The sequence below is a fragment of the Streptomyces sp. STR69 genome (genome assembly GCF_024519455.1).
In the GTDB taxonomy this organism is placed as follows: domain Bacteria; phylum Actinomycetota; class Actinomycetes; order Streptomycetales; family Streptomycetaceae; genus Streptomyces.
This window is the reverse complement of the sequence record NZ_JALJRY010000007.1, coordinates 118880-140799: the sequence shown is the minus strand read 5'-3', so window position 1 is coordinate 140799 and position 21920 is coordinate 118880. Positions and strand designations below refer to the sequence as shown.

Annotated in this window: 21 protein-coding genes; 9 read left to right on the top strand and 12 right to left on the bottom strand. The window is 70.5% G+C overall.

Annotated features, from left to right (window positions below; translation table 11 throughout):
• Positions 1-95 precede the first annotated feature (95 nt).
• A complete protein-coding gene (locus OC490_RS14845) occupies positions 96-1316 on the top strand; it encodes a DUF1343 domain-containing protein (protein WP_262058387.1) in 1221 nt (406 codons plus the stop codon).
• A gap of 81 nt (positions 1317-1397) precedes the next feature.
• Positions 1398-2762 (top strand): serine-threonine protein kinase, encoded by a 1365-nt coding sequence (locus tag OC490_RS14840; RefSeq protein WP_262058386.1) that lies wholly within the window; start codon positions 1398-1400, stop codon positions 2760-2762.
• On the opposite strand, the gene OC490_RS14835 is transcribed toward OC490_RS14840, so the two are convergent.
• Positions 2751-5534, bottom strand: a complete 2784-nt coding sequence (locus OC490_RS14835) for a penicillin acylase family protein (protein WP_262058385.1) — start codon at positions 5532-5534, stop codon at positions 2751-2753. The genes OC490_RS14840 and OC490_RS14835 overlap by 12 nt on opposite strands.
• 221 nt (positions 5535-5755) lie before the next feature.
• On the opposite strand from OC490_RS14835, the gene OC490_RS14830 reads away from it, so the two are divergent.
• The gene (locus tag OC490_RS14830; RefSeq protein WP_262058384.1) at positions 5756-6358 is read left to right on the top strand and encodes a hypothetical protein; all 603 of its coding nucleotides are present in this window, start codon (positions 5756-5758) and stop codon (positions 6356-6358) included.
• A gap of 144 nt (positions 6359-6502) precedes the next feature.
• Here OC490_RS14830 and OC490_RS14825 read toward each other — a convergent pair whose 3' ends face one another.
• A complete protein-coding gene (locus tag OC490_RS14825; RefSeq protein WP_262058383.1) occupies positions 6503-7309 on the bottom strand; it encodes a G1 family glutamic endopeptidase in 807 nt (268 codons plus the stop codon).
• Between the two features lie 237 nt (positions 7310-7546).
• Here OC490_RS14825 and OC490_RS14820 point away from each other — a divergent pair, with 237 nt between their 5' ends.
• Together OC490_RS14820 and OC490_RS14815 are read left to right on the top strand one after the other, a co-directional pair.
• Positions 7547-8485 carry a hypothetical protein gene (locus tag OC490_RS14820; RefSeq protein WP_262058382.1) on the top strand — a complete coding sequence of 313 codons (939 nt, stop codon included), beginning with the start codon at positions 7547-7549 and terminating at the stop codon, positions 8483-8485.
• Positions 8486-8569: 84 nt separating this feature from the next.
• Positions 8570-9298: a 3-keto-5-aminohexanoate cleavage protein gene (locus OC490_RS14815; protein ID WP_262058381.1), complete on the top strand. Its 729-nt coding sequence runs from the start codon at positions 8570-8572 to the stop codon at positions 9296-9298.
• Here OC490_RS14815 and OC490_RS14810 read toward each other — a convergent pair.
• Positions 9280-9741: a GNAT family N-acetyltransferase gene (locus OC490_RS14810; RefSeq protein ID WP_262058637.1), complete on the bottom strand. Its 462-nt coding sequence runs from the start codon at positions 9739-9741 to the stop codon at positions 9280-9282. The two genes, OC490_RS14815 and OC490_RS14810, sit on opposite strands and share 19 nt — an antisense overlap.
• A gap of 187 nt (positions 9742-9928) precedes the next feature.
• On the opposite strand from OC490_RS14810, the gene OC490_RS14805 reads away from it, so the two are divergent.
• A complete protein-coding gene (locus OC490_RS14805) occupies positions 9929-10996 on the top strand; it encodes an RNA ligase (ATP) (protein ID WP_262058380.1) in 1068 nt (355 codons plus the stop codon).
• 132 nt (positions 10997-11128) lie between these two features.
• Here OC490_RS14805 and soxR read toward each other — a convergent pair whose 3' ends face one another.
• Positions 11129-11617, bottom strand: coding sequence for a redox-sensitive transcriptional activator SoxR (gene soxR / locus OC490_RS14800; protein WP_315986676.1), 489 nt, complete (start codon positions 11615-11617; stop codon positions 11129-11131).
• Between the two features lie 128 nt (positions 11618-11745).
• On the opposite strand from soxR, the gene OC490_RS14795 reads away from it, so the two are divergent.
• A complete protein-coding gene (locus OC490_RS14795) occupies positions 11746-12207 on the top strand; it encodes a MaoC family dehydratase (protein WP_262058378.1) in 462 nt (153 codons plus the stop codon).
• Between the two features lie 34 nt (positions 12208-12241).
• Here the strand turns inward: OC490_RS14795 and OC490_RS14790 are convergent, their stop codons facing one another.
• From OC490_RS14790 to OC490_RS14780, 3 genes are all read right to left on the bottom strand, one after another.
• Positions 12242-12865, bottom strand: a complete 624-nt coding sequence (locus tag OC490_RS14790; RefSeq protein WP_262058377.1) for a TetR/AcrR family transcriptional regulator — start codon at positions 12863-12865, stop codon at positions 12242-12244.
• 73 nt (positions 12866-12938) lie between these two features.
• Complete coding sequence (locus OC490_RS14785) at positions 12939-13184, bottom strand: YiaA/YiaB family inner membrane protein (RefSeq protein WP_019066249.1); 246 nt, start codon at positions 13182-13184, stop codon at positions 12939-12941.
• Positions 13185-13261: 77 nt separating this feature from the next.
• Positions 13262-14413 (bottom strand): acyl-CoA dehydrogenase family protein, encoded by a 1152-nt coding sequence (locus tag OC490_RS14780; RefSeq protein WP_262058376.1) that lies wholly within the window; start codon positions 14411-14413, stop codon positions 13262-13264.
• 107 nt (positions 14414-14520) lie between these two features.
• Here OC490_RS14780 and OC490_RS14775 point away from each other — a divergent pair, with 107 nt between their 5' ends.
• Positions 14521-15159, top strand: a complete 639-nt coding sequence (locus tag OC490_RS14775; RefSeq protein WP_262058375.1) for a TetR/AcrR family transcriptional regulator — start codon at positions 14521-14523, stop codon at positions 15157-15159.
• 189 nt (positions 15160-15348) lie between these two features.
• Positions 15349-16284, top strand: a complete 936-nt coding sequence (locus OC490_RS14770) for a DMT family transporter (RefSeq protein WP_262058374.1) — start codon at positions 15349-15351, stop codon at positions 16282-16284.
• Between the two features lie 10 nt (positions 16285-16294).
• Here OC490_RS14770 and OC490_RS14765 read toward each other — a convergent pair whose 3' ends face one another.
• From OC490_RS14765 to OC490_RS14745, 5 genes are all read right to left on the bottom strand, one after another.
• Positions 16295-17377: a Zn-dependent alcohol dehydrogenase gene (locus OC490_RS14765; protein WP_262058373.1), complete on the bottom strand. Its 1083-nt coding sequence runs from the start codon at positions 17375-17377 to the stop codon at positions 16295-16297.
• Between the two features lie 11 nt (positions 17378-17388).
• Complete coding sequence (locus tag OC490_RS14760) at positions 17389-18777, bottom strand: aldehyde dehydrogenase family protein (protein WP_262058372.1); 1389 nt, start codon at positions 18775-18777, stop codon at positions 17389-17391.
• 123 nt (positions 18778-18900) lie between these two features.
• On the bottom strand, positions 18901-19353 hold the full coding sequence (locus OC490_RS14755; RefSeq protein WP_262058371.1) for a DUF3574 domain-containing protein: 453 nt from the start codon (positions 19351-19353) through the stop codon (positions 18901-18903).
• Positions 19354-19373: 20 nt separating this feature from the next.
• Complete coding sequence (locus OC490_RS14750; protein ID WP_262058370.1) at positions 19374-20708, bottom strand: ABC transporter ATP-binding protein; 1335 nt, start codon at positions 20706-20708, stop codon at positions 19374-19376.
• A 156-nt stretch (positions 20709-20864) separates the two neighbouring features.
• A complete protein-coding gene (locus OC490_RS14745) occupies positions 20865-21770 on the bottom strand; it encodes a class F sortase (protein WP_262058369.1) in 906 nt (301 codons plus the stop codon).
• Positions 21771-21920: the final 150 nt, after the last annotated feature.

Genomic DNA, 21920 nt, shown 5'->3' with positions numbered 1-21920 from the left:
GGCCAGACTAACCGGTCGGTATGTAGCACCGGAAGGGCAGATGTCTTTGTCCTCGCATGCAGCCCATGACCTGCGACTACGCCTACGGTGCCGATATGTCCCTCACCAGAAGAGCTCTCCTGGCAGCGACCCCGGCGGCAACGCTCACTCCAGCACAACCCAAGAAAACCGCACTGCGCACCGGCTTCGAACAACTCGCCGCACACGACTACGCCCAGCTCAACGGCCGCCGCATCGGAATCGTCACCAACCCCACCGGCATCACCAGAGACGCCCACCACATCGTCGACGTCATGCACGCCGACCCCCACGTGAACCTCACCGCGGTCTTCGGCCCCGAACACGGCTTCCGGGGCACCGCACAGGCAGGCGGTTCCGAGGGCCGCCACACCGACCCGGCCACCAGACTCCCGGTCTACGACACGTACTTGAAGAACGGCCAGCCCCTCGCCGACATCTTCAAGGCCTCCGGCGTCGACACCGTCGTCTTCGACATCCAGGACGTCGGCGCCCGCTTCTACACCTACATCTGGACCCTGTACGACTGCATGGAGGCGGCCCAACTCGCCGGCAAGCGCTTCGTCGTGCTCGACCGCCCGAACCCGGTGACCGGCCGCACGGCCCAAGGCCCGGTCCTGCACCGGGAGTTCGCGTCCTTCGTCGGCCGGCAGCCGATCGCACAGGCGCACGGGATGACGGTGGCGGAGCTGGCCCGGTTGTTCAACGGCGAGTTCCTCAGGACACCCGTGCCACTGGAGACCGTACTGATGACGGGCTGGAAGCGGTCGGAGTTCTACGACGCCTGGTCGCTGCCGTGGGTGCCGCCGAGCCCCAACATGCCGACGCCGGACACCGCCCTCGTGTATTCGGGGACGTGTCTCTTCGAGGGGACGAACCTGTCCGAGGGGCGCGGCACCACCCACCCCTTCGAACTGCTCGGCGCGGAGGGCGTCGACGGCCGTTGGGCGGCGGCGGCGAATCAACTCGGGCTGCCCGGCGTGCACTTCAGAGAGGCGTACTTCGCGCCCACCTTCTCCAAGTTCGAGGGCAAAACCGTCGGCGGAGTCCAGATCCACATCCACGACCGGGCCGCGTTCGACCCCGTGCGCACCGGGATCGCACTGCTGGTGACCGCCAAGAAGGTCTGGAGCGGCTTCCGTTGGCGTTCGGACCACTGGATCGACAACCTCACCGGGTCGGCGCGGGTGCGTACGGCGATCGACGCGGGAGCCGGCACCGACGAGGTGGTGGCGGAGTGGCAGGAGGAGTTGAGGGCGTTCCGAGGGATTCGAACTGAATACCTCCTCTACAAGTGACTCGCGACGTATGGCCAATCTTCACCGGTAGCGGGACGATGCGCCCACATCGAGCCACTACGGGGGACGAGGAGGCCGGTCATGACGGATCCGGCGATGAGTGTGAGCCCTTACTGGGAGTTGACCTTCGACGCCGACGGAGACGTCGACCAGGGGGAATGTGATCGGCTGCTGCGCGAGGTGCGGCAGCGCGGGGTCGGTGACCTGATCGTCTTCTCGCACGGGTGGAACAGCCAACGCGCCGGTGCCACGAAGCTCTACAGCCGCTTCTTCGCACCGATTCCGAAGCTCGCGCCGAAGGCCCGCATCGGGTACGTGGGCGTGATCTGGCCATCGATGGAGTTCCCGGACCAGCCGATCCCGAACTTCCCGCGATCGACCGTGGCCGCGGCTGAACCGATCGCGGCTCCGGTGCTCGACGACGACACCCGGCACACGCTTCTCGACGCCTTTCCCGGCAACGCGACGCTGATCGACCAGATCGCCCGCATGCTGGACCAACAGCCCGCCCAGGATGCCGAGTTGGAGGAGTTCGGGCGGCTGGTGCGGACGCTCGTGGAGGTGGTGCCGCCCGGGCCGCAGGCGCAGTTCGGCGCGGACACGATGGTGGAGGGGCTGCCGCAGTGCGAGCCGCGGATGCTCGCCGTCGGCTGCACGGCCGAGGTCTGCGACCAGTTGGCGCAGGCCCTGGAGCATCTCGCGTCGCCCCAACCCACGGTCACCACCGCGGAGTTCACGCTGCCGAACCCCTGGAAGGGGGCGCGGGAGCTGCTGCGGCAGGCGGCGTACTACGCGATGAAGCGGCGTGCGGGCACGGTGGGCGAGCGGGGTCTCGGTCCGGTGATCGGGCGACTCGCGGGGGTGGCGCCGGAGGTGCGGGTGCATCTCGTGGGGCACAGTTTCGGCGGGCGCCTGGTGTCGTTCGCGCTACGGGGTCTGCCCGAGGGGGTGCACTCGGTCAAGTCGGTGACACTGCTCCAAGGGGCCTTCTCGCACTACGCGTTCGCGTCCCGGCTGCCGGACGACCCGCGTACCGGGGGCGTGCTGCAAGGTCAACAGAACCGTGTGGACGGGCCGTTGGTGTGCTGCTACTCGCACTTCGACTCGGCGCTCGGCACGATCTATCCGCTGGCCTCGCGGATGGCGGACGACGACTGCTCGTTCGCCGCCGTCGACATCGTCCGGGTGCTGGGCGACAAGTGGGGCGCGATGGGCCACGACGGGGTGCGGGCGGTGCCCGGCACCCACGCGCTGAGCCTGGCCGAAGCCCTCGACTCCCCGCTGCCCACGTCGGGTTGTGTGAACGTCGACGCCTGTGCGGTGGTGTGTCACGGTGGCGCCCCGAACGGGGCGCACAGCGACATCGTGCACCCGGAGCTGGCCCGGGTGGTGCTGGCGGCGGGCCGGATCGGCCGGCCCGCCGCCGCTACGGCGTCACCGGTGTGAGGTGAACTCCACCACTTGCTGGAAGGTGGGCCGGTTCTGCCAACTGATGTTGTAGTGCTTGATGCCGCCCAGCGTGCGCTGGACGATCGAGTCGGCACACCACTGGTCGCCCGCCGAGCACAGGGTGTCCCCGGGGTAGACCGTGGCCGCGGTGGCGCCGGCGGCCGTCTTCAGCGTGCTGATGAGGATGTCCCGGCAGGCGCTGAGGCTGCCGCCCCCGCAGTACTGCTGGGCCAGCGGCCCCGCCACGGTCTGCCCGAGCACCGACCGGAGGTCCTTGTCGACGTAACTCCACCAGCCGTACTGGAAGGAGCTTCCGGCGTGCGACCCGGTCGGGCCGTGGGCGGCCGAGGGGGTCTCGTCGATGTACAGGTTGTTGGTGAACGCCGTGTACAGGGTGTCACCGAGGCCGGGTTGGAACTCGGCCTTCACCAGCGCCGGCCACCAGGCGTCGAGGATCCGGACGGCGTCGGCGTTGGCATAGGTCTTGGAGCCGGCCGAGGTCTCCGTTCGTTTGCCGCCGGCGGTGAGCCAGGTCTGGAGCTTGGTGACGGCCGCCGCGGCGGTGGTGTCGGTGACCGTACTGCTGTTGATCACCTTCAGCATGTCGGGCAGGACGTCCTCGGCGCGCAGGTCGGTGAGCGAGGCGTCGGACATCGCCTTCACCAGCGCGGATCTGGTGACCCCGCCGGCCGCGACGAGCTTCTTCACCCGGTCGTCGATGAGATTGCCGCGGTGGACGGACCCGTCACCCCAGCTGGCCGTCGTGTAGTTGAGGGCCTGTTTGTTGTTCCAGGAGATGTAGTAGTCCTGGTCGATGGAGTTGGGGTGCGCGGAGGCCGGGGTGTAGTCGGAGGTGTTGGTGGTGGGGTCCCAGTTCTGCCACTCGTAGGCGGCCTGGCCCCAGATCGGGAACTCGGGGTCGACACCGCTGGCCCGCACCGGGTTGTTGCCGCTGTTGTAGTACGCGGTGTGCTGGGAGTCGGCGTAGAACCAGTTGAACGTGAAGTTGATGTGCTGGGCGGCGCTCTGGAAGGTCTGCGGACTCTTCACGTAGTCCGGGTCGTTGAGCATCTGGAAGCCGATGATCGAGTCGGCCTCGTGCATGTAGGAGGAGCGCAGGGTGGTGTAGGCGACCTTCTTGCCGCCGACGGTCGCCCGGTACTCGACGGGTCCGTACTCGGTCTTCCAGACCCGCATGGTGTACGACCCGGCGGCGGTGCCGTCGGCCGTGGTGGGCTTCCAGGAGTTCTTCTGCTCGATCTCCTCCATGGCGGTGCAGGTGCCGTGGAAGAGGTAGTGGTAGTCGTCCTGGCAGAGTTCGACGGCGTAGGTGTCGATGATGTCCTGGCCGGAGGTCGTGGCGGACCACGAGTAGTCCTGGCCGCGGCCGAGTTCGACGTACATGCTCAGTCCCGCGAAGGAGGCGCCACGGGCGCTGATGCCCGGGCCCTGGATCTCCTGGAGCATGAGCAACTGGGGTGCGAAGTAGCCGGTCTGGGGTCCGAAGACGGCGATCGGGTGGCCGCTCGCGGTGTATTTGCCGCTCACCACAAGGGCGTTGGACATCCCGCGCTTGGCGGAGCTGAGGGCGGTGGCGGTCGCCGCGGCGGAGGCGGCGTCGGCGCTCTGGTCGGCGCCGGTGCCCGTGGCGTCGTAGACGAGTGGCTCGGTCGTCACCGAACCGGCGTCCGGCAGGGCCTCGCCCTGGGCGGTGGTGGGCTTGGTGCCGTACGGGAAGCTCTCGCCGTTGTGGAGGGTGAGCGCGGCCTCGGGGTCGTTGCGCTCGCGGAAGGACTCCCAGACCTTGGTGCCCTGCTCCACGCCGTACTTCTCCTGGGCGGCGAGCAGGGAGATCGCGTTGTTGACCTCGCCGCCGCCGCCGGAGCCGAACAGGGTGCCGATGACGGAGGCCAGTGCGACCAGGTCGGTGATCTTGAAGTGGTCGATCGTGCCGGCGTTGGTGATCGAGTCCTTGTGACCGGTGAGGACGTACTCGCCGGGGAAGTAACGGCCGCTGTCCGAGGCGTCGATGTAGGCGTTGATGCCGGCCAGATAGGCGTTGGCGTCGGCGAGGGCCTGCTGGCCGCGGGCGCCGTTGTTGGCGACGGCGTTGTCGATCTGGGACTGCAACTCGGCCTCGGTGTACGGGGCGTTGCGGTAGAACTCCTGCTCAAGGCCCTGGTTGGAGGTCGCGCCGCCGGCGAAGGTGGTGAGCTGGCCGCGTCCGACGTGCCGGAAGACGTCCATCAGCCACAGCCGGTCCTCGGCCGCCGCGTAACCGGCGCCGTACTCGGTGCCGTAGCGCGTGGTGCCTGTGATGTGCGGCACACCGGTCGCCTTGTCGCGGACGATCGTCACATCGGTACGGCCACTGGGGCTCTCGGTCGAGGCGACGTTGGCGGCGGGGACCCCGAACGAGGCGTCGTTGAAGAAGGTGTTGATCTTCGCGTCGGTCAGCGTGGAAGCGCCCGTGGCCAGGTTGGCGTAGGGGCCGAGCTGATCCTCGGCGTGCGCGGGCTGGGAGCCGAAGGCCTGGTTGAGGAGGATCTGGGCGAGGGTGGCGTTGCCGTTCTCGCCGGCCGGGAGGATGTCCGAGCACTGGCCGCCGCAGTAGTCGTTCGAGGCGGTCGCGGCCGTCGCCGTTCCCTGGGCAAGAGGAGACAAAAGGGCGGCAATGAGGGCGCATACGGATGCGGCCTTCAGGAACCCGGGGAATCTTCCGGGAGTTCTCAGTCTGTCGAGCAAGTTACGTGGGGTGCGCCGAGGCATGGCGGCTCCTACCGACGGGGGTGTGGCCGGACGTTACCGCCGGTATCCCCGGGATTGAAGATGAACATGCGTCAAGTTTTGGATGAGCGTGGGCCGCTTATGGGGGCCATCGGAAATCGGATGGAGCCAAATCGCTTGTCGATACGTCTATTCGGCGACGTCCGTACGACGACGCCGAGGTGACCGAAGTACAGGTGCAGGTGTGACGGAGGTGCAGGGCGATGGCCGGTTTCCGGAGTCTGGCGAGACAGGTGCGAGACCCTCGGTGCGATCTGGCGCTGCGGCGCTACTCGCTGCGCAAGTGCCTTGAGCGGTTCGCCCCTTATGGGCACAGGGCGACCTGGGACCACTTGAGCTCCCGGGCCGGGTTCGGACCCGAGGACCGCTCCCCCGACCCGGCGCGGCTCGTGGCCGCACTGGACGAACTGGAGGAAGCGCGCAAGGTCTGGCTCGCCTATGAGGTCGGGTTCGCCGAACGCCGCAAGAAGGAGAAGCACGACGGGCTCCGCCGCCCGGGCACCGTGGACGACTGGCACCGGCTGACCTGGGGCGGCTTCGGTGTCGCCTGGTGCGACGACCCCCGTCTCCACCCCCATCAGTCACTGGCCGAGGTGCTGCGACGGCTGATCGCCGCCCTGGAGCGCGAACCGGGTTCCGTGTGCCCGGTGTGCGCCGGGGAGCGTCTCCAGTGGAAGTACGACCTGGCCCACGAACCCTCCTCGGGCCCGGTCTGCACGGACTGCGGCATCGTCGTCCCGCGTCCGGTGCTCACGCCCGAGGCCCTGGCGTACGCCAGGCGCGGACGGCTGCTGATGTCGGCCTGAACCGGGGCGAACCAAGAAAGGCGCCAGGGGTGCGCCGGGGATGCCGCACCCCCTTTTGACCGAGCCGGTTTGCCCTTGCTCCCGCAACGGCAGAGGCTGCCGACGGCGATCCGTCGACAGCCCCCGAGCGGTGCGCCGCAGGTGTCAGCTGGCCTTCCAGACGTCGGCGAAACTGCCGCCGGAGATCGAGCCCGGCTGCGCCCGTACGGCGGAGCTGCTGCTCTTCGTCATGACGATCTCGTTCGGCGAGTAGGTGTCCAGGTTGCTGCCGTTCGTCTTGGCGCCGGTGAAGTTCACGGTGCCGAAGTTGGCGAGGCTCGCGACCGAGCCGCCGACCTCGGGGGCCTCGGCGATGACCTCGGCGGAGGCGTTCTTGAAGCCGGACGAGCCCGCGTGCGTGGTGGTCTTGGTCCAGCCCTCGGTGGAGTCGGCGAGGGTCATGGTGAAGGTGGAGCCGGTGTAGGTCACGGTCGCGGTGAACTTGTCGCCGCCCTTGACGGTGACACCGGAGTACGCGCTCTCGGAGGCGGGCAGCACCTCCCACCAGGCGCCGTAGGTGGCCTTGCCGCCGATGCAGTCGGCTTCCGTACCGGTCTGCTCCAGCGCGGAGTTGCTGTACCCGTCGAGGCCGACCCAGAAGGACGAGTACGTGGTGGCCGAGCCGCAGGTGACGGTCGGCTGGGTCCACGCCGAGGTCACCGACGTGTAGGCGCCGGTCGAGCCGGTGGCCGCGTAGCCGGACCAGTTGGTGGACGAGACGGTGGCGTTGACCTTGCCGGGCTTCGCGAGCCCGTGCAGGGTGTGGCTCTCGTGGCTCGCTATGGCCTGGGTGAGCTGGGCGGGGGTGTGCGCGGCGGCGCTCGGCGCGGCGGCGAGCGCGGGGCCGGCCAGGGCGGCGGTGAGGGCGGCGGCGGTGACGAGAACGAACCCGGCGGAAGATCTCGGGGACATGACTCTCCGTCATTCGAGGGGTGGGGGGCTGCCGTGACGGCAGTGGACAGCAGCTTCCGCGAGGCCTCATGAGCATGGCAAGACGGTCAAGCCCCTTCAGTCTTGAGGGAATTGGCGGCGCAACAACTGAGAAATCTGACAGGTTCATTCAAATTTGATCAATCACCGGGCAAGACTGACCAAACTTCAGGGCAACGGTCTTCCGCCGCACGACAGCCCTGACTTGAGCTGGAGTACGTGACTTCCAGACCGGAGTACGCGACGTCCGGCACCGGGTCGATGCCGTTCCACGAGGCCCTGCGCGCGGCCATCGCGGCCAGCGGGCTGAGCCTGGACCGCATCCAGGACCGGCTGCTGCGACGCGGTACGCCGGTGGCGTCGGCGACGCTCAGCTCCTGGCAGTCCGGGCGCTACCAGCCCGAGCGCCAACGGTCGTTGGCGGCCCTGACCGTCCTGGAGGACGTCCTACGGCTGCCGCCCGGCGCGCTCACCGGACTGCTCGGCCCGCCCCGGCCCCGAGGCCGCTGGCTGCCGCCGGTCGGCGACCACCCGGATCTGGCCCGGGTCTGGTCGGACCACCGCGACCTCACCGCCACCCTCGCCGCGCTCGACACCCGCTGGGACGACAGCCTGACCCGGCTCAGCTGCCACAACCGGGTCGACGTGGACGCCGACCGCAGTGTCCGCTCCATGACCAGCCGCCGGCTGCTGCGCGCCGAGGCGGACGGCGCGGACCGCTGGATCGCCCTGTACCGCCTCGACGCGCCCGGTCCGTTGCCCCAGTTCCACTTGGCGGCCCCGGCCCGGCTGGGCACCGTCGTCGAACTGCCCGCCGAGGGGCTGGTGGCCGCGGAACTGCTCTTCGACCGCCCGCTGGCCCGCGGCGAGACCGTGATCGTCGACTACACGGTGGAGCACCGGGACCCGCCCCCGTACTCCCTGCGCGCCGAGACGACCATTCACGTGCCGATGCGCGAACACCTCCTGGAGGTCCGGTTCGCGAAGGGGGCACTGCCGCGCGCGTGTTACTCGTTCCGCACGAACGGCCTCGACCCGCACGCCGGTGCCGCGCGGCCCCGGGAACAACGGCTACGCGTGGACGCGTCGGGGTCGGTGCACGCGGTGGCGTTGGGGGTGGGACCCTGCCGGGTCGGGATTCGGTGGGTGTGGGCGTGAGGGGGCGGCCGGCTGACGGGCGGACGGACGGACGTCGTCAGTGGACGGGCAGGCGTTGTCAGTGGTGGGTGGCACCATCGAGGCATGGTGCAGGTCTGTCTCAACGGGGTCCGTGGGGCCGTCGACGGGGTGATGGTGCCGGTCTCGCCCGGGGCGTTGGCCGATGCCGCGGTGGAGGCTGTCGCGGCGGGGGCCACGGATGTCCACCTCCACCCCAAGTCCCCTTGCGGGGACGACACGTTGTCGCCGCGCGTCCTCGCCGTGACGCTCGACGTGATACGGGCGCGGGTGACCGTGCCGATCGGCGTGACCACCGGCGCCTGGGCCGAACCGGACCCCGCCGCCCGGCTGGAGCGGGTGCGCGGCTGGACCGTGCTGCCCGACCACGCCTCGGTCAACTGGCACGAGCCGGGCGCCGAGGAGGTCGCGGCGGCGCTGCTGGACCGGGGCGTCGGCGTGGAGGCCGGCGTCTGGTCCGGCACGGACGGCGCCGCCCGCTTCGCCGTCTCACCGCTCCGCTCGAAGGTGCTGCGGGTCCTCGCGGAGGTGACCGACCGGGATACGGACACGGCGGAAGCGTCCGCGCATGCCCTCCTCGCCGAGCTGGACACCGACCACGGCCGCCCCGTTCTGCTGCACGGTGAGGAGGGCGGCGCCTGGCCCGTGCTCCGGCTGGCGGGACGGCTGGGGCTCGCGACCCGGATCGGCCTGGAGGACACGCTGTTCCTGCCGGACGGCCAACGGGCGCTGTCCAACGCCCAGTTGGTCGCCGAGGCGCTGCTTCAGTACGGATGTCACGATGGCGCTGCGTAGCAGCTGATGGCCACCGTCTGATGGGGGCTCCATCGCTGCTCGACCGTGGCCATCAGTTCCCAGCCCAGCCGCTCGTACAGGGCGGCGGCTGCCGTATCGGACGTGACGACATCGAGCACCGGGTGCAGTCCATGACGCCCCGCCTCCCGCACTGCCCGGCCGATCAGCAGTGCGCCGATCCGATGCCCCCTCGCCCGCGGGGAGACGAACAGTCTGCCGACCACGGCGGTCGTACCCGGCGGCGCCCCCTTCCGCTCGCTCCACAACACGGGTGCCAGATCGCCTTCGCCGACACGCGACAGACTGACGTGCCCGACGAGGCGGCCCTCGAGTTCGGCGACCCAGGAGCCCAGCGAGGGACCGTGTGTCAGCCACTCACCGGGCCGATCGGGCCAGTTGACCGGATAGCCGTCGTGCGCGTGAACCTCCGCGAGAATCCGCACGCACGACTCGACATCGCCGTCAGCCCTCTCCCGGATGTTCACTCCGGAATGGAAACACGGGCCACGGAGTCACGACCGACCGGTTTCGACGCCGGCCCTAGCAGCCGATATTCCCCTCGCTCAACCCCTTTCGTACTGAGGACAGTTGAGAGCGATGAAACACAGCTGAGGAACCCGAGGAGTCCCGATGTCGACGCTGCGCGTCACCGCCGAAGTGCTGACCGTCCATGAACACCCGAACGCCGACGCCCTCGAACTGGCCCAGGTCGGCCTGTACCGGGCCGTTGTCGCCAAGGGCGCGTACCGCACCGGCGACACCGCCGTCTACATCCCCGAGCAGTCCGTGCTCCCGGCCACGCTGATCGAGGAGTTGGGGCTGACCGGACGCCTCGCGGGGACCAACGCCGACCGGGTCAAAGCGGTACGCCTGCGCGGTGAGCTCTCGCAGGGCATCGTGTGCCGGCCCGAGGCGCTCGCGGACGTGGATCTGGCCCGGGCCGCCCTGGACGGCACCGACTTCGCGGAACTGCTCGGCATCACCAAGTGGGTACCGCCGATCCCGCCCACCATGGCGGGGGACGTCGAGTCCGCGCCCGATCTGCTGCCCTGGGTGGACATCGAGAACATCCAGCGGTTTCCCGGGATATTCGAACCGGGCGAGGCTGTGGTCCTGACCGAGAAACTGCACGGCTCGGCCTGCCTGCTCACCTACTTCGCCGAGGACGGCCGCGTCCAGGTCTCCTCGAAGGGCTTCGGCGCCAAGTCCCTTGCCCTGAAGGAGGATCCACGCAATCTGTACTGGCGGGCGGTCCGCGGCCACGCCGCCCCCGAGGCCGCCGCCCGCCTCGCCGGACGGCTCGGCGCCCGCCGGGTCGGAATCTTCGGCGAGGTGTTCGGCGCGGGCGTACAGGACCTGACCTACGGTGCCGACGGCCGACGCGCCACGCTCGGGTACGCCGTGTTCGACGTCTCCGCCGAGATCGACGGGACGGTGCGCTGGCTGGACCCGACCGAACTCCTCGACGGGGAGCTGCCGTTGGTGCCACGGCTGCACGAGGGGCCGTACGACATCGGGCGGGTGCTGGAGATCGCGAGCGGACGGGAGACCGTGTCCGGACGCGGGCTGCATCTGCGGGAGGGCGTCGTGATCCGCCCGGCCGTGGAGCGGTACAGCGCGGTGACGGGCGGCCGGGCGATCGCCAAGGCGGTGAGCGCCGCGTACCTGACACGAAAGGGAGGCACGGAGTACGAGTGACACCCGGGCGCGCGAGGCCCTCGGCGCGGACGGGTCTCGCCGCGGCAGGCGAAGCCCCCGGCGCGGTGCGCGTGACGGCCGGCGCGCGAACCCGTTCGTCGCCGTGCGCGTACCGGCCGGTGTACGCACCGCTCAGCCGCGCTCCCGGCCCCGGGTCCTGGGTGCGCCCGGTTCCGTCATCAGGCGGGAACCCGCGCCCCGTTCGCCGACCACGTCGTCCGGGTTGGACAGGACGCAGGTCGCCAGGGAGAGGCAGCCGCAGCCGATGCAGTCGGTGAGGTGGTCGCGGAGGCGGTTGAGCTGCTTGATGCGTTCGTCGAGTTCGGAGCGCCAGGCCTCGGAGAGATGGGCCCAGTCCTCGCGGGTCGGGGTGCGCTCCTCGGGGAGTTCGGCGAGCGCCTCGCGGATGGTGGCCAGCGGGATGCCGACGCGTTGGGCGGCCCGTACGAAGGCGACCCGGCGCAGGGTGTCACGGGTGTACCGGCGCTGGTTGCCCGTGGTGCGGCGGCTGCTGATCAGACCCTTGGCCTCGTAGAAGTGCAGGGCGGAGACGGCGGCGCCGCTGCGGGCGGCGAGTTGTCCCACCGTGAGCTCGTGGATCTTCTCGGGAATCTGGGGCACCCCTCGAACCCTACCCATCCACCGGCACAGGTGTTCCGTTGACAGCGGCCCGGCATGCGACCATGCTAAGCAGTTGCTTAGGCATAGCGGGACGACATGTGTTGCTGGATGACGTGAGAGGCCGGGACATGGCAGAGCCGAGGATCTTCACCTCCGTCGACGACCTGCGGGCGGCGGTCGGCGAGCAGTTGGGGTACAGCGACTGGGTGGAGGTGGACCAGAAGCGGATCGACCTGTTCGCGGACGCGACGGGCGATCACCAGTGGATCCACGTGGACCCGGAGAAGGCGGCGGCCGGCCCCTTCAGGACGACCATCGCGCACGGCTACCTCACCCTGTCGCTGCTCCCCCTCTTCGGACCGCAGCTCATCAAGGTCGAGGGCGTGAAGATGGGCGTCAACTACGGGACGAACAAGGTCCGTTTCCCCGCCCCGGTCCCGGTCGACTCCCGGCTGCACGCCACCGCGACGATCACCGGCGTCGACGACGTACCGGGCGGTGTCCAGGTGACCGTCGCCTTCACCGTGGAGCGCGAGGGCGGCGACAAGCCGGTGTGCGTGGCCGAGTCGGTGTCCCGCTACTACCTCTGACGCCTCCGAGGGGTCAACCCCCGCGCCACGGCGACTAGTTGGCCCCCACCATCCGCAGCACGAGGTCGGCGTACAGCGCGCCGACCTCGTCGGGCGTCCGGGGTCCGTCCAGGCTGAACCAGCGCGCCACGTCGATGCACAGCGACAGGATCGCGAGGGTCGTGCCCTTCACGTCCGGCACGTCGAAGGAGCCGTCCGCGACCCCGTCCTCGACGATCCCGCGCACCTCGGCGTCGACCTGCCGGCGCAGCGCGAGGATCTCGGCGCGGGCGTCCGGGCCGAGCGAGTCGAGTTCGTACTGCACGACCCGCGCGGTGGTGCGACCGCCCGCGTGCCAGCGCACGAAGGAGCTGACCGCGTCGGCGAGCCGCTCGGCGGCGCTGCCCTCGCGCGCCGCCGCCGTACGCAGGATGTCGAGGGCCTTCTCGTGGCCGATCCTGCTGATCCGGTGGAGCAGCTCTTCCTTGGTCTTGTAGTGGATGTAGAGCGCGGCCGGGCTCATCCCGGCGCGGCCGGCGATGTCCCGGGTGGTCGTCGCGTGGTAGCCGCGTTCCGCGAAGGCCTCCACGGCGGCGACCAGCAGCCGCCGGGCCGCGTCGGGCGTGACCTCTGCCCAGGCCTGCGGGTCGCCCGCGGTCGTCTCCTCCGCCGTACTCATCGCTCGTAAGCCCCTCTCGATGACAAGGGCTCCACCATACCGCCGAACCTGAGCGAGCGCTTAGTCTCCCCGCTCAGAGCTTTTCGAACGGGTTGTAGGTACCGCGCGCCCCCTCCTGCCGGTCCCGGATCACCTTGGCGAGGGTGAAGGAGGAGGTGACCAGATACAGGACGGCGATCGCGAGGAAGGCCCGTACCCAGGCGTCGGCCTGCAGCTTGAAGATGCCGATGGCGGTCGCCGCGATGGCGACGGAGAAGGACGCGACGGCCTGGCCGTAGAAGGCGGCCGTGTTCTGCGGTTTGCCCGATGCTTCGCTCATGGGGACAAGCGTCCGCTCCTACGGCCGCCACCACATCCGTCCGCGTACTCAGCTCGCGTACTCAGAAAAGTCAGGCCTCAGAACGCCGAAATCCCCGTCAGCGCACGCCCGATGAGCAGTTTCTGGATCTGGCTGGTGCCCTCGTAGAGGGTCATCACGCGGGCGTCGCGCAGCAGCTTCCCGGCCGGGTACTCGTCGATGTAGCCGTAGCCGCCGAAGACCTGGAGCGCGTTGTTGGCGGCGCGCACGGCGGCCTCCGAGGCGAAGAGCTTGGCCTTGGAGGACTCGGTGGCGAAGGGCAGGCCGCGGTCCACGAGGTCGGCGACCCGCCAGGTCAGCAGCCGGGCCGCGTCCACGTCGACGGCGATGTCGCTGATGAGTTCCTGGACCAGCTGGTGATGGGCGATGGGCTTCCCGAACTGCTCACGTTCACCGGCGTAGCGGACCGCCACGTCCAGCGCGGCCTGGGCGATGCCGACACAGCCCGCCGCGACCGACATCCGCCCCTTGGCCAGCGCCGACATGGCGACGGAGAAGCCCTTGCCTTCAGGGGCGAGCATCGCCGACGCAGGGATACGCACGTCCTCCAGGACCAGTTCGGCCGTCGCCTGGCCGCGCAGGCCGAGCTTGCCGTGGATGGTGCGGCGGGTCAGGCCGGGGGTGTCGGTGGGCACGAGGAAGGCGGAGACGCCCTTGTGGCCGGGGGCGTCGGTCGAGCGGGCGAAGAGCAGCACGACATCGGCCCAACTGCCGTTCGTGATGAACATCTTGGTGCCGTTGATGACATAGTCGTCGCCGTCGCGGACCGCCCGGGTGGTGAGGTTGCCCGCGTCGGAACCGGTGCCGGGTTCGGTGAGGCCGAAGCAGCCGACGTACTCGCCGGAGGTGAGCCCCGGCAGCCAGCGCCGCTTCTGATCCTCGCTCCCCCAGGCCGCGATCGACTTGGCGACCAGGCCCAGCGACACGGAGACGATGCCGCGCACGGAGGAGTCGCCGCGGCCGAGTTCCTCGGTGACCAGGCAGTACGCGAGATGGTCGCCGCCCGAGCCGCCGTACTCCTCGTCGATCGTCAGCCCCAGGAAGCCGACCCCGCCGAGCTTCTTCACGATCGACCGGTCGACCTCCTCGGCGCGGTCCCAGGCGATGACGTGCGGGGCGATCTCACGGTCCACGAAGTCCTTGGCGAGCCGCCGTACGGCTTCCTGCTCCTCGCTCAGTCCCAGGTCCATCGCGCGTCACCCCAAGTGAAAGGCCGTACATCGACTGCTGCACATTGATTACTGCACAATTAAATTAGCACTGCTAGTTTGACTCTCGCAGCCCTACTATGTGCGCCATGGCCCGACCGCGCAAGCCCCTCCTCAGCACCGACCGGATCGTCGAGACGGCTCGCATGCTGGTGGACTCGGAAGGGCTGGCGGCCGTCTCCACGCGTCGGCTCGCCGCCGAGCTGGGGGTGAGCGGGCCCTCGCTCTACAACCACTTCCGCACGAAGGACCAGATTCTGGAGGCGGTCGCGGACTCGGTCAGCGCGCAGGTCGATCTGTCGATGTTCGAGGACGGGCGCGACTGGCGTACCGCGCTGCACGACTGGGCCGTGTCCTATCGGTCCGCGCTGCGGGATCACCCGAACATCGTGCCGGTACTGGCCACGGGGCCCGGGCGGCGGCCTGCGGGATTGCGGCTCGCTGACGCGGTGTACGGCGGGATGGTGGAGGCGGGGTGGCCGCCTGCGCAGGCCACGTCGATCGGGGCGTTGATGCGGTACTTCATCATGGGGTCGGCGCTGGGGTCGTTCGCCGGGGGGTTCGTGGACGACGAGAGTGCGTACGACCCGGCCGACTATCCGCATCTGGGGCAGGCACATCTTCTTGCCGAGCAGCAGGAGAAGATTGACGAGCGGGCTTTCGAGGTGGGGTTGGCTGCGTTGCTGGATGGGTTGGCGGGGCAGTTCGAGCAAGTGGCCGTTCGGTAGGCCGGCGGACAGACCCGGTCCCAGCCGAAGCCCGCGACCGCTTCGACGGTCGACCCCGGGGCGAACTGTCCGTCCGTTGCCTCCATGAGATCGAACGACACGGTGCCCCACAGGCATCGCGTCGGCACCCCGAGCCTGACGTCCGATTTCCGCCAGCGCCGCCGCCCTGCCCCCGCATAGCCTCGGGACATGAAGAAACCCCTCCGCCCCGCCGAAGCGACCGCCGCCGCAGCCGCTGTCGTCACCGTCGTGCTGTGGGCCTCCGCGTTCGTGTCCATCCGCAGCGCGGGTGCCGCCTACTCACCGGGGGCACTGGCCTTGGGGCGGCTGGCGAGCGGGGCGCTGACGCTGGGAGTGTTCTGTCTCGTACGGCGGGAAGGGCTGCCGCCCCGGTCCGCGTGGCGGGGGATCGCGATCTCGGGCGCGCTGTGGTTCGGCTTCTACATGGTCGTCCTGAACTGGGGCGAGCAGCAGGTCGACGCCGGTACGGCCGCCCTCGTCGTGAACATCGGGCCGATCCTCATCGCGCTGCTCGGCTCGCGGCTGCTCGGTGACGCGATGCCGCCGCGGCTGCTCGCGGGGATGGCGGTGTCCTTCGCCGGTGCGGTGACCGTGGGGCTGTCGATGTCCGGCGAGGGCGGTTCGTCCGTGCTCGGCGTACTGCTGTGTCTGCTCGCGGCGGTCGCGTACGCCGGTGGTGTCGTCGCCCAGAAGCCGGCCCTGAGCCGTGCCAGCGCGCTCCAGGTGACGACGTTCGGATGCCTCATCGGGGCGGTGCTGTGCCTGCCGTTCGCGGGACAGCTGGTCCAGGACGCGGCCGACGCGCCCGTCTCCGCCACGCTCAACATGGTCTACCTGGGCGTCTTCCCGACCGCCCTCGCCTTCACCACATGGGCCTACGCCCTCGCCCGTACGACCGCCAGTCGCATGGGCGCGACGACGTACGCCGTGCCCGCGCTGGTCGTCCTGATGTCGTGGCTCGCGCTCGGCGAGGTTCCGGGGCTGCTCACGCTGGCGGGCGGGGTGCTGTGTCTCGCGGGCGTGGCGGTGTCGCGGTCCCGGCCGCGGGCGAGGGCGGAGCGGGCTGCGGCGACGGAGGAGCCGCAGCCCGAACAGGTGCCGTAACCAAGGCAGTTCAGAACACCACCAACGCCCGCCCGCCCTTCCCCGCCACCATGTTCTCGAACGCCGCCGGAATCCCGGCCAGTTCGATCCGTTCCGTCACCAGTGCGCCCAGGTCCAGGCGTCCGGCACGCACGTGCTCGGCGAGTACCGGCAGGTCCTTCGCCGGGTCGGAGTTGCCGTAGACGCAGCCGCTCAACGTCCGTCCCCAGTGGAAGAGTTCGAGGGCGTTGAAGGTGACCTGCTGGTCCTTGCCGCCGATGCCGACGACCGTGGTGCGTCCGCCCCGGCGGGTGGACTCCCAGGCGGTGCGGATGGTGACCGCCCGGCCGACGCACTCCACGGCGACGTCGACGCCCTGTTTTCCGGTCAGGGCGCGGATCTCGCGGGCCGTGTTCTCGGAGGCGACCACGTAGTCCGTCGCTCCGGCCGCGCGCGCCAACTCCTCCTTTTCCGGGGAGACATCGACGGCGACGATCTTCGTGGCGCCCGCGATCCGGGCCGCCTGGAGCGTCGACAGGCCCACTCCGCCGACGCCGAACACCGCGACCGTCTCGCCCTCCCGCACCTGCGCCGAGTGGTGCACGGCGCCGTAGCCGGTGAGGACGGCACAGCCCAGAAGTGCCGCGTCCGTCAACGGGATTCCGTCCGGGAGGGGCAGGACACAGGCTGCGGACACGACCGTCTCCTCGGCGAACGCGGCTACGTTCAGGCCGGGGTGGAGGTCGCTGCCGTCGGAGGCGCGGTGGGCGTAGACGTCGGCGGCGCCGTTGAGCGCGTTGGCGCAGAGCCAGACCTCGCCGAGCGTGCAGGCGTGGCAACTGCCGCAGGACGGGGCCCAGTTGAGCACGACGGAGTCGCCGGGTGAGATGTGGCTGACGGCCTCCCCCACGGCCACCACCGTGCCCGCGCCCTCGTGGCCGAGGACCGCCGGGACCGGTACGCGCATGGTGCCGTTGGTCAGGGACAGGTCGGAGTGGCAGACCCCGGCGGCGGCGAGACGGACACGGACCTGGCCGGGGCCGGGGTCCGGGAGGTCGATCTCGGCGATCTCCAACGGAGCGCCCACGGCGGGCAGTACGGCTGCGCGGACCATGCGAACACTCCTCAGAACTGAAGGGACTTGGTCTGGAGGTACTCGGACAGCCCGTGCGCACCGAGTTCCCGGCCCACGCCCGACTGCTTGTAACCGCCGAACGGGGCACGGGGGTTGAAGCGTCCGCCGTTGATGTCCACCTGTCCGGTCTCCAACCTCCGTGCGAACGCGACCGCTTCCGCCTCCTCACCGGCCCACACCGCGCCCGCCAGGCCGTAGACCGTGCCGTTGGCGATACGCACGGCGTCGTCCTCGTCGTCGTAGCGGAGGACGGAGAGGACCGGGCCGAAGATCTCCTCCTGCGCGATCGTCATGTCGGGGGTCACATCGGCGAAGACGGTCGGGGCGATGAAGTAGCCCTGCTCATAAAGGGTTTCGAGGCCCCCGGCCACCAGCCTCGCACCCTCCGCCACCCCCTTCTCGATATAACTCCGCACCCTGGCCTGCTGCTTGGCGTTCACGACCGGGCCGATGCGGTCGCCGTACTTGGCGGCGGCCGTCGCCGCCAGCTGCACGGCCTCGTCGTACTGGTCGCGGTGGACCAGCATGCGGGTCCAGGCGCTGCATGTCTGGCCGGAGTTGGACATCACATTGGCGACGCCGACGTTGACGGCCTTGGCGAGGTCGGCGCTCGGGAGGATCACGTTGGCGGACTTGCCGCCGAGTTCGAGGGCGACCTTCTTGATCGCGGCGCCCGCCGTGGCGGCGATCCGCCGGCCCACCGCCGTGGAGCCGGTGAAGGAGACCAGGTCGACACCCGGGTGCTCGGCGAGGGCCTGGCCCGCGATCGGGCCGAGGCCGGTGACGAGGTTGAAGACGCCGGCCGGGACGCCCGCCTCGTCGACCGCTTCGGCGAACAACTGGGCGGTGAGCGGGGTGTCTTCGGCGGGCTTGAGTACGACGGTGCAGCCTGCGGCGAGCGCCGGGGCGACCTTGGCGACGATCTGGTGCAGGGGGTAGTTCCAGGGGGTGATCGCGGCGACCACGCCGATCGGCTCCTGGTAGACGGTCGAGTTGCCAACCTTCTCCTCGAAGGCGTGGGTCGCGGCGAGTTCGGCGTACGAACCCGCGACCGCGATCGGCACGCCCGCGTGGACGGCCTGGGAGAAGGCGAGCGGGGAACCCAGCTCGGCGGTGACCGTCTCGGCGATCTCGTCCTTGCGGGAGACGAGCACGTCCCTCAACGCCCCCAGGAGCGCGGCCCGTTCGGCGGGCGGAGTGGCGGCCCAGCCCGGGAGGGCGGCACGCGCGGCACGTACGGCGGCGTCGACGTCCTCGGCGCCGCCCGCCGGGACGCGGTCGATGAGCTGCTCGTCGACCGGGTTCACCACGTCGATGGTCTCCCCGCTCGCGGCGGGGCGCCAGGCGCCGTCGATGTACATGCCGTCGTGTGCCTTCATCGTGCTGCCTCCCGGGCGTGACTGCGTCGTCCGCCTCACAAACTAGCGGTGTTAGTTTTGTGGCGCCAGGGACCCCGGGTCACGGACGCGCGGGCCCCCCAGGAAACGGATGCGCGGGTCGGGTCAGAAATCGGCCCGGGTCCGGTCGTCCACCCGGCCCACCGACTCCTGCGCGAAGGCCTTCTCGTACGCCCGCCGGATCTCCTCGATCTTCCGGTCGCCCGCCCCCGCCGCCGTCACCGGATACAGCAGGATCAACTCGTACGACCGCTCCTTCTCGATCCTCCCGTTCGCGTCCCGCCACTGCCCGCGCCCGCTCTGCACGGTGAGCCCGTCCGGAAAGTCCGGCGTGACCTCCTTGTCGACGAAGGCCATGAACTGCCGGTCGGTGACGGCCGGTCCGCCGTCCGGCCGCTCGGTGCCGAAGAAGAGCTGTGTCTCGACGTACGGCGCTCCGCGCGTCGGCGCGGGAGCGGTCTCCGTGTCGAGGCTTGCGTAGGCGGTCGGGGCCGCCGCGGCCAGGAGGAGGCCGGCGATCGCGAGGGCTGCCCGGTTTCGGGTGAGGTGCACGTTCATGCACCTATCCGTATCGGTCGTCACTCGTCCAGGTCGGGCAGCCGCGCCGGAGCCGGGGAGATCCGTTCGCCGTGCTGGTCGAAGACGAACAGGTGGGCGATGTCGACGAGGAGCGGGACCTGCATACCGTGACGGAGCTGGATGTCGGGGGTGGTGCGGACGACGAGGTCTCCGGGGAGGCGGCCCTCGGGCGGTATGAGCTCGGGTTCCGTGTCCGCCGGGTGGTCCAGGACGACGACCGGGCCGGCGCGCAGCACGCCCGCGCGCTCCCGCAGCCGGCCCAGGACACCGCCCTCGCGTCGGCGGCGCCGGGCCGGGCGGGTGGGGCGCGGCGCCTCCAACTCCGGTACCACGGCGGGCCGGGAGCCGGTGTTGAAGTGGACGAGGACCTCGTGGCCCTGGAACTCCACGTGCTCGACCAGGCCGCTGATCGCCACCTCGCCGGGGCGGGCCGAGGCGGCCTTGGCGATACGGATGGCCTCGGAGCGCAGGCCGACGATGACCTCGCGGCCCTGCTGGACACGGAGCAACTGGTGGTCCAGGCACAGGGGTTCGGGCAGGCGCAGATACTGCTTGCCGAGGCTGATGGTCATCGCGCCGTCCAACGGGGCCCGGACCAGGCCGCGCAGGAGGTTGATGCGCGGGGTGCCGATGAAGGCGGCGACGAAGACGTTGCGGGGCAGGGCGTACACCGAGCGCGGGGTGCCGACCTGCTGGAGGACCCCGCCGCGCAGGACGGCGACCCGGTCGCCGAGCGACATGGCCTCGGCCTGGTCGTGGGTGACGTAGACCGTGGTGACGCCCAACTTGCGGGTGAGGGTGGAGATTTCGGCGCGCAGGTGGTTGCGGAGTTTGGCGTCGAGGTTGGAGAGCGGTTCGTCCATCAGGAAGGCGGAGGGGTGGCGGGCGATGGCCCGGCCCATCGCGACGCGCTGGCGTTCGCCGCCGGAGAGCTGGCTGGGGAAGCGGTCGAGGAGTTCCTCGATGCCGAGCATGCGGGCGGTGGCGTCCACACGGGGGCGCGGGTCGGCGCCGGGTGACTCGATGCGCAGCGGGAAGCCGATGTTGTCGCGGCTGGTCATGCTCGGGTAGAGGGCGAAGTTCTGGAAGACCATCGCCATGTCCCGTTCGGAGGGGGCGAGTTCGTTGGCGTACTCGCCGTCGAGTCTCAACTCGCCCTCAGTGATCTCCTCCAGGCCCGCGATCATGCGCAGCACGGTCGACTTGCCGCACCCGGACGGCCCGAGCAGGACAAGGAACTCCCCCGGCGCGATGTCCAGCGACAACCGGTCCACCACGCGGGGGCCTCGCGGGTAGGCCTTGCTCACGTCGTGCAGGGAGATGGCGCGTGTCATGACGAGTGCCCCCGGGGGCTCCGCGATCGGATCACCGCGTACGAGTAGTACGAGGCTTGTGAGTCACGGAAGCTAACGGATTGTGCGCGCCGGGGGGAAGAGACCGGACGGGATCGGGCGGGTCGGTCCGGGTGGTGAGAAAACGGACGATCGCGTTCAGGGTGTGCGGCCGCGTTCGCGGGTCGCGGTCAGGTAGGCGAACACGACGGTGTTGCCGGAGTAGCCGGTCCGGTGGTCGAAGCTGCCGCCGCAGGTGATCAGGCGGAGTTCGGGCCGGCCACGGGCGCCGTAGACCTCCCGGTCGGGGAAGTGCGCCTTCTCGTACGTCTTCACCGCGTCGACCGTGTAGACGGCGGTCCGGCCGTCGGCGCGGCGGGCCTCGATCAGGCGGCCGGGCTTGAGTTCGCCGAGGCCCGCGAAGACGGCGGGGCCGGTCATGGTGTCCAGGTGGCCGACGGCGACGGCGGTGCCCTGTTCGCCGGGGGCGGGCCCGTCCGCGTACCAGCCCACCCGCTTGGAGTCGTCGTCCGGCGGCGCGGACATGTGCCGTCCGCGGCCGAGCCGGAGCGGGACGACCGGGGCGTCGACGCCGAGGTAGGGGATGACGAGACCGGTCGCGCGGGAGCGCGGGAGGGGACGCAGCGGGGGTGCCGGGCGGGCGGAGCGGGCCACGGGGTGCGCCGGAGGCGGTTGTTGGCCGCCGCGCGCGTCCGTGGTCGGCGGAGCAGCCCGGTTCGGACCGGAGGTGCCTGTGGCCGGCGGAGCGGCCCCGGCCGGGCCGGAGGCGTCCGTGACCGACGGCGTCGCCCGGGCCGGGTCGCTGGGGCCTGCGCTCCCGGCGCACCGGGCGCCGCCGACCATCAGGAAGACGACCAGCACGATGGTCCGCGTGAGCCGGTAGGCCCGCCTCCGGTACCAGGGCCGACGGCGCCGCACCACGCGGGTGGTGGTGCGGCCCGGTGCCTCGCGGGAGGCGCGCCCGGCCGGTCGCGGCCCTTGGCGCAGGCGCACGGTGTCAGCGCCCCGCACTCCGGTGGGGCGCGGGGCGGCGCTGGAATTCATCGCATCCGCTCAGGACGCACCGTGGGGACGGCGGCGCAGCCGGAACCAGACCACCCCGCCGACCGCGGTCAGGCCCACCGCGGCGGCACCGGCGAGCGGGGTCAGGGCCGCTTCCCGGGCCAGCCCGCCGCCACCGGCGGGCGGGCCGCC

Coding starts and splice junctions, on each gene's coding strand:
- OC490_RS14775 (WP_262058375.1), top strand. CDS start 14,521: ATGGCCCGACCGCGCAAGCCCCTCCTCAGCACCGACCGGATCGTCGAG.
- OC490_RS14845 (WP_262058387.1), top strand. CDS start 96: ATGTCCCTCACCAGAAGAGCTCTCCTGGCAGCGACCCCGGCGGCAACG.
- OC490_RS14825 (WP_262058383.1), bottom strand. CDS start 7,309: ATGTCCCCGAGATCTTCCGCCGGGTTCGTTCTCGTCACCGCCGCCGCC.
- OC490_RS14760 (WP_262058372.1), bottom strand. CDS start 18,777: ATGAAGGCACACGACGGCATGTACATCGACGGCGCCTGGCGCCCCGCC.
- OC490_RS14745 (WP_262058369.1), bottom strand. CDS start 21,770: ATGAATTCCAGCGCCGCCCCGCGCCCCACCGGAGTGCGGGGCGCTGAC.
- OC490_RS14750 (WP_262058370.1), bottom strand. CDS start 20,708: ATGACACGCGCCATCTCCCTGCACGACGTGAGCAAGGCCTACCCGCGA.
- OC490_RS14835 (WP_262058385.1), bottom strand. CDS start 5,534: ATGCCTCGGCGCACCCCACGTAACTTGCTCGACAGACTGAGAACTCCC.
- OC490_RS14790 (WP_262058377.1), bottom strand. CDS start 12,865: ATGAGTACGGCGGAGGAGACGACCGCGGGCGACCCGCAGGCCTGGGCA.
- OC490_RS14815 (WP_262058381.1), top strand. CDS start 8,570: ATGGTGCAGGTCTGTCTCAACGGGGTCCGTGGGGCCGTCGACGGGGTG.
- OC490_RS14780 (WP_262058376.1), bottom strand. CDS start 14,413: ATGGACCTGGGACTGAGCGAGGAGCAGGAAGCCGTACGGCGGCTCGCC.
- OC490_RS14765 (WP_262058373.1), bottom strand. CDS start 17,377: ATGGTCCGCGCAGCCGTACTGCCCGCCGTGGGCGCTCCGTTGGAGATC.
- OC490_RS14805 (WP_262058380.1), top strand. CDS start 9,929: ATGTCGACGCTGCGCGTCACCGCCGAAGTGCTGACCGTCCATGAACAC.
- OC490_RS14830 (WP_262058384.1), top strand. CDS start 5,756: ATGGCCGGTTTCCGGAGTCTGGCGAGACAGGTGCGAGACCCTCGGTGC.
- OC490_RS14785 (WP_019066249.1), bottom strand. CDS start 13,184: ATGAGCGAAGCATCGGGCAAACCGCAGAACACGGCCGCCTTCTACGGC.
- OC490_RS14755 (WP_262058371.1), bottom strand. CDS start 19,353: ATGAACGTGCACCTCACCCGAAACCGGGCAGCCCTCGCGATCGCCGGC.
- OC490_RS14840 (WP_262058386.1), top strand. CDS start 1,398: ATGACGGATCCGGCGATGAGTGTGAGCCCTTACTGGGAGTTGACCTTC.
- OC490_RS14770 (WP_262058374.1), top strand. CDS start 15,349: ATGAAGAAACCCCTCCGCCCCGCCGAAGCGACCGCCGCCGCAGCCGCT.
- OC490_RS14795 (WP_262058378.1), top strand. CDS start 11,746: ATGGCAGAGCCGAGGATCTTCACCTCCGTCGACGACCTGCGGGCGGCG.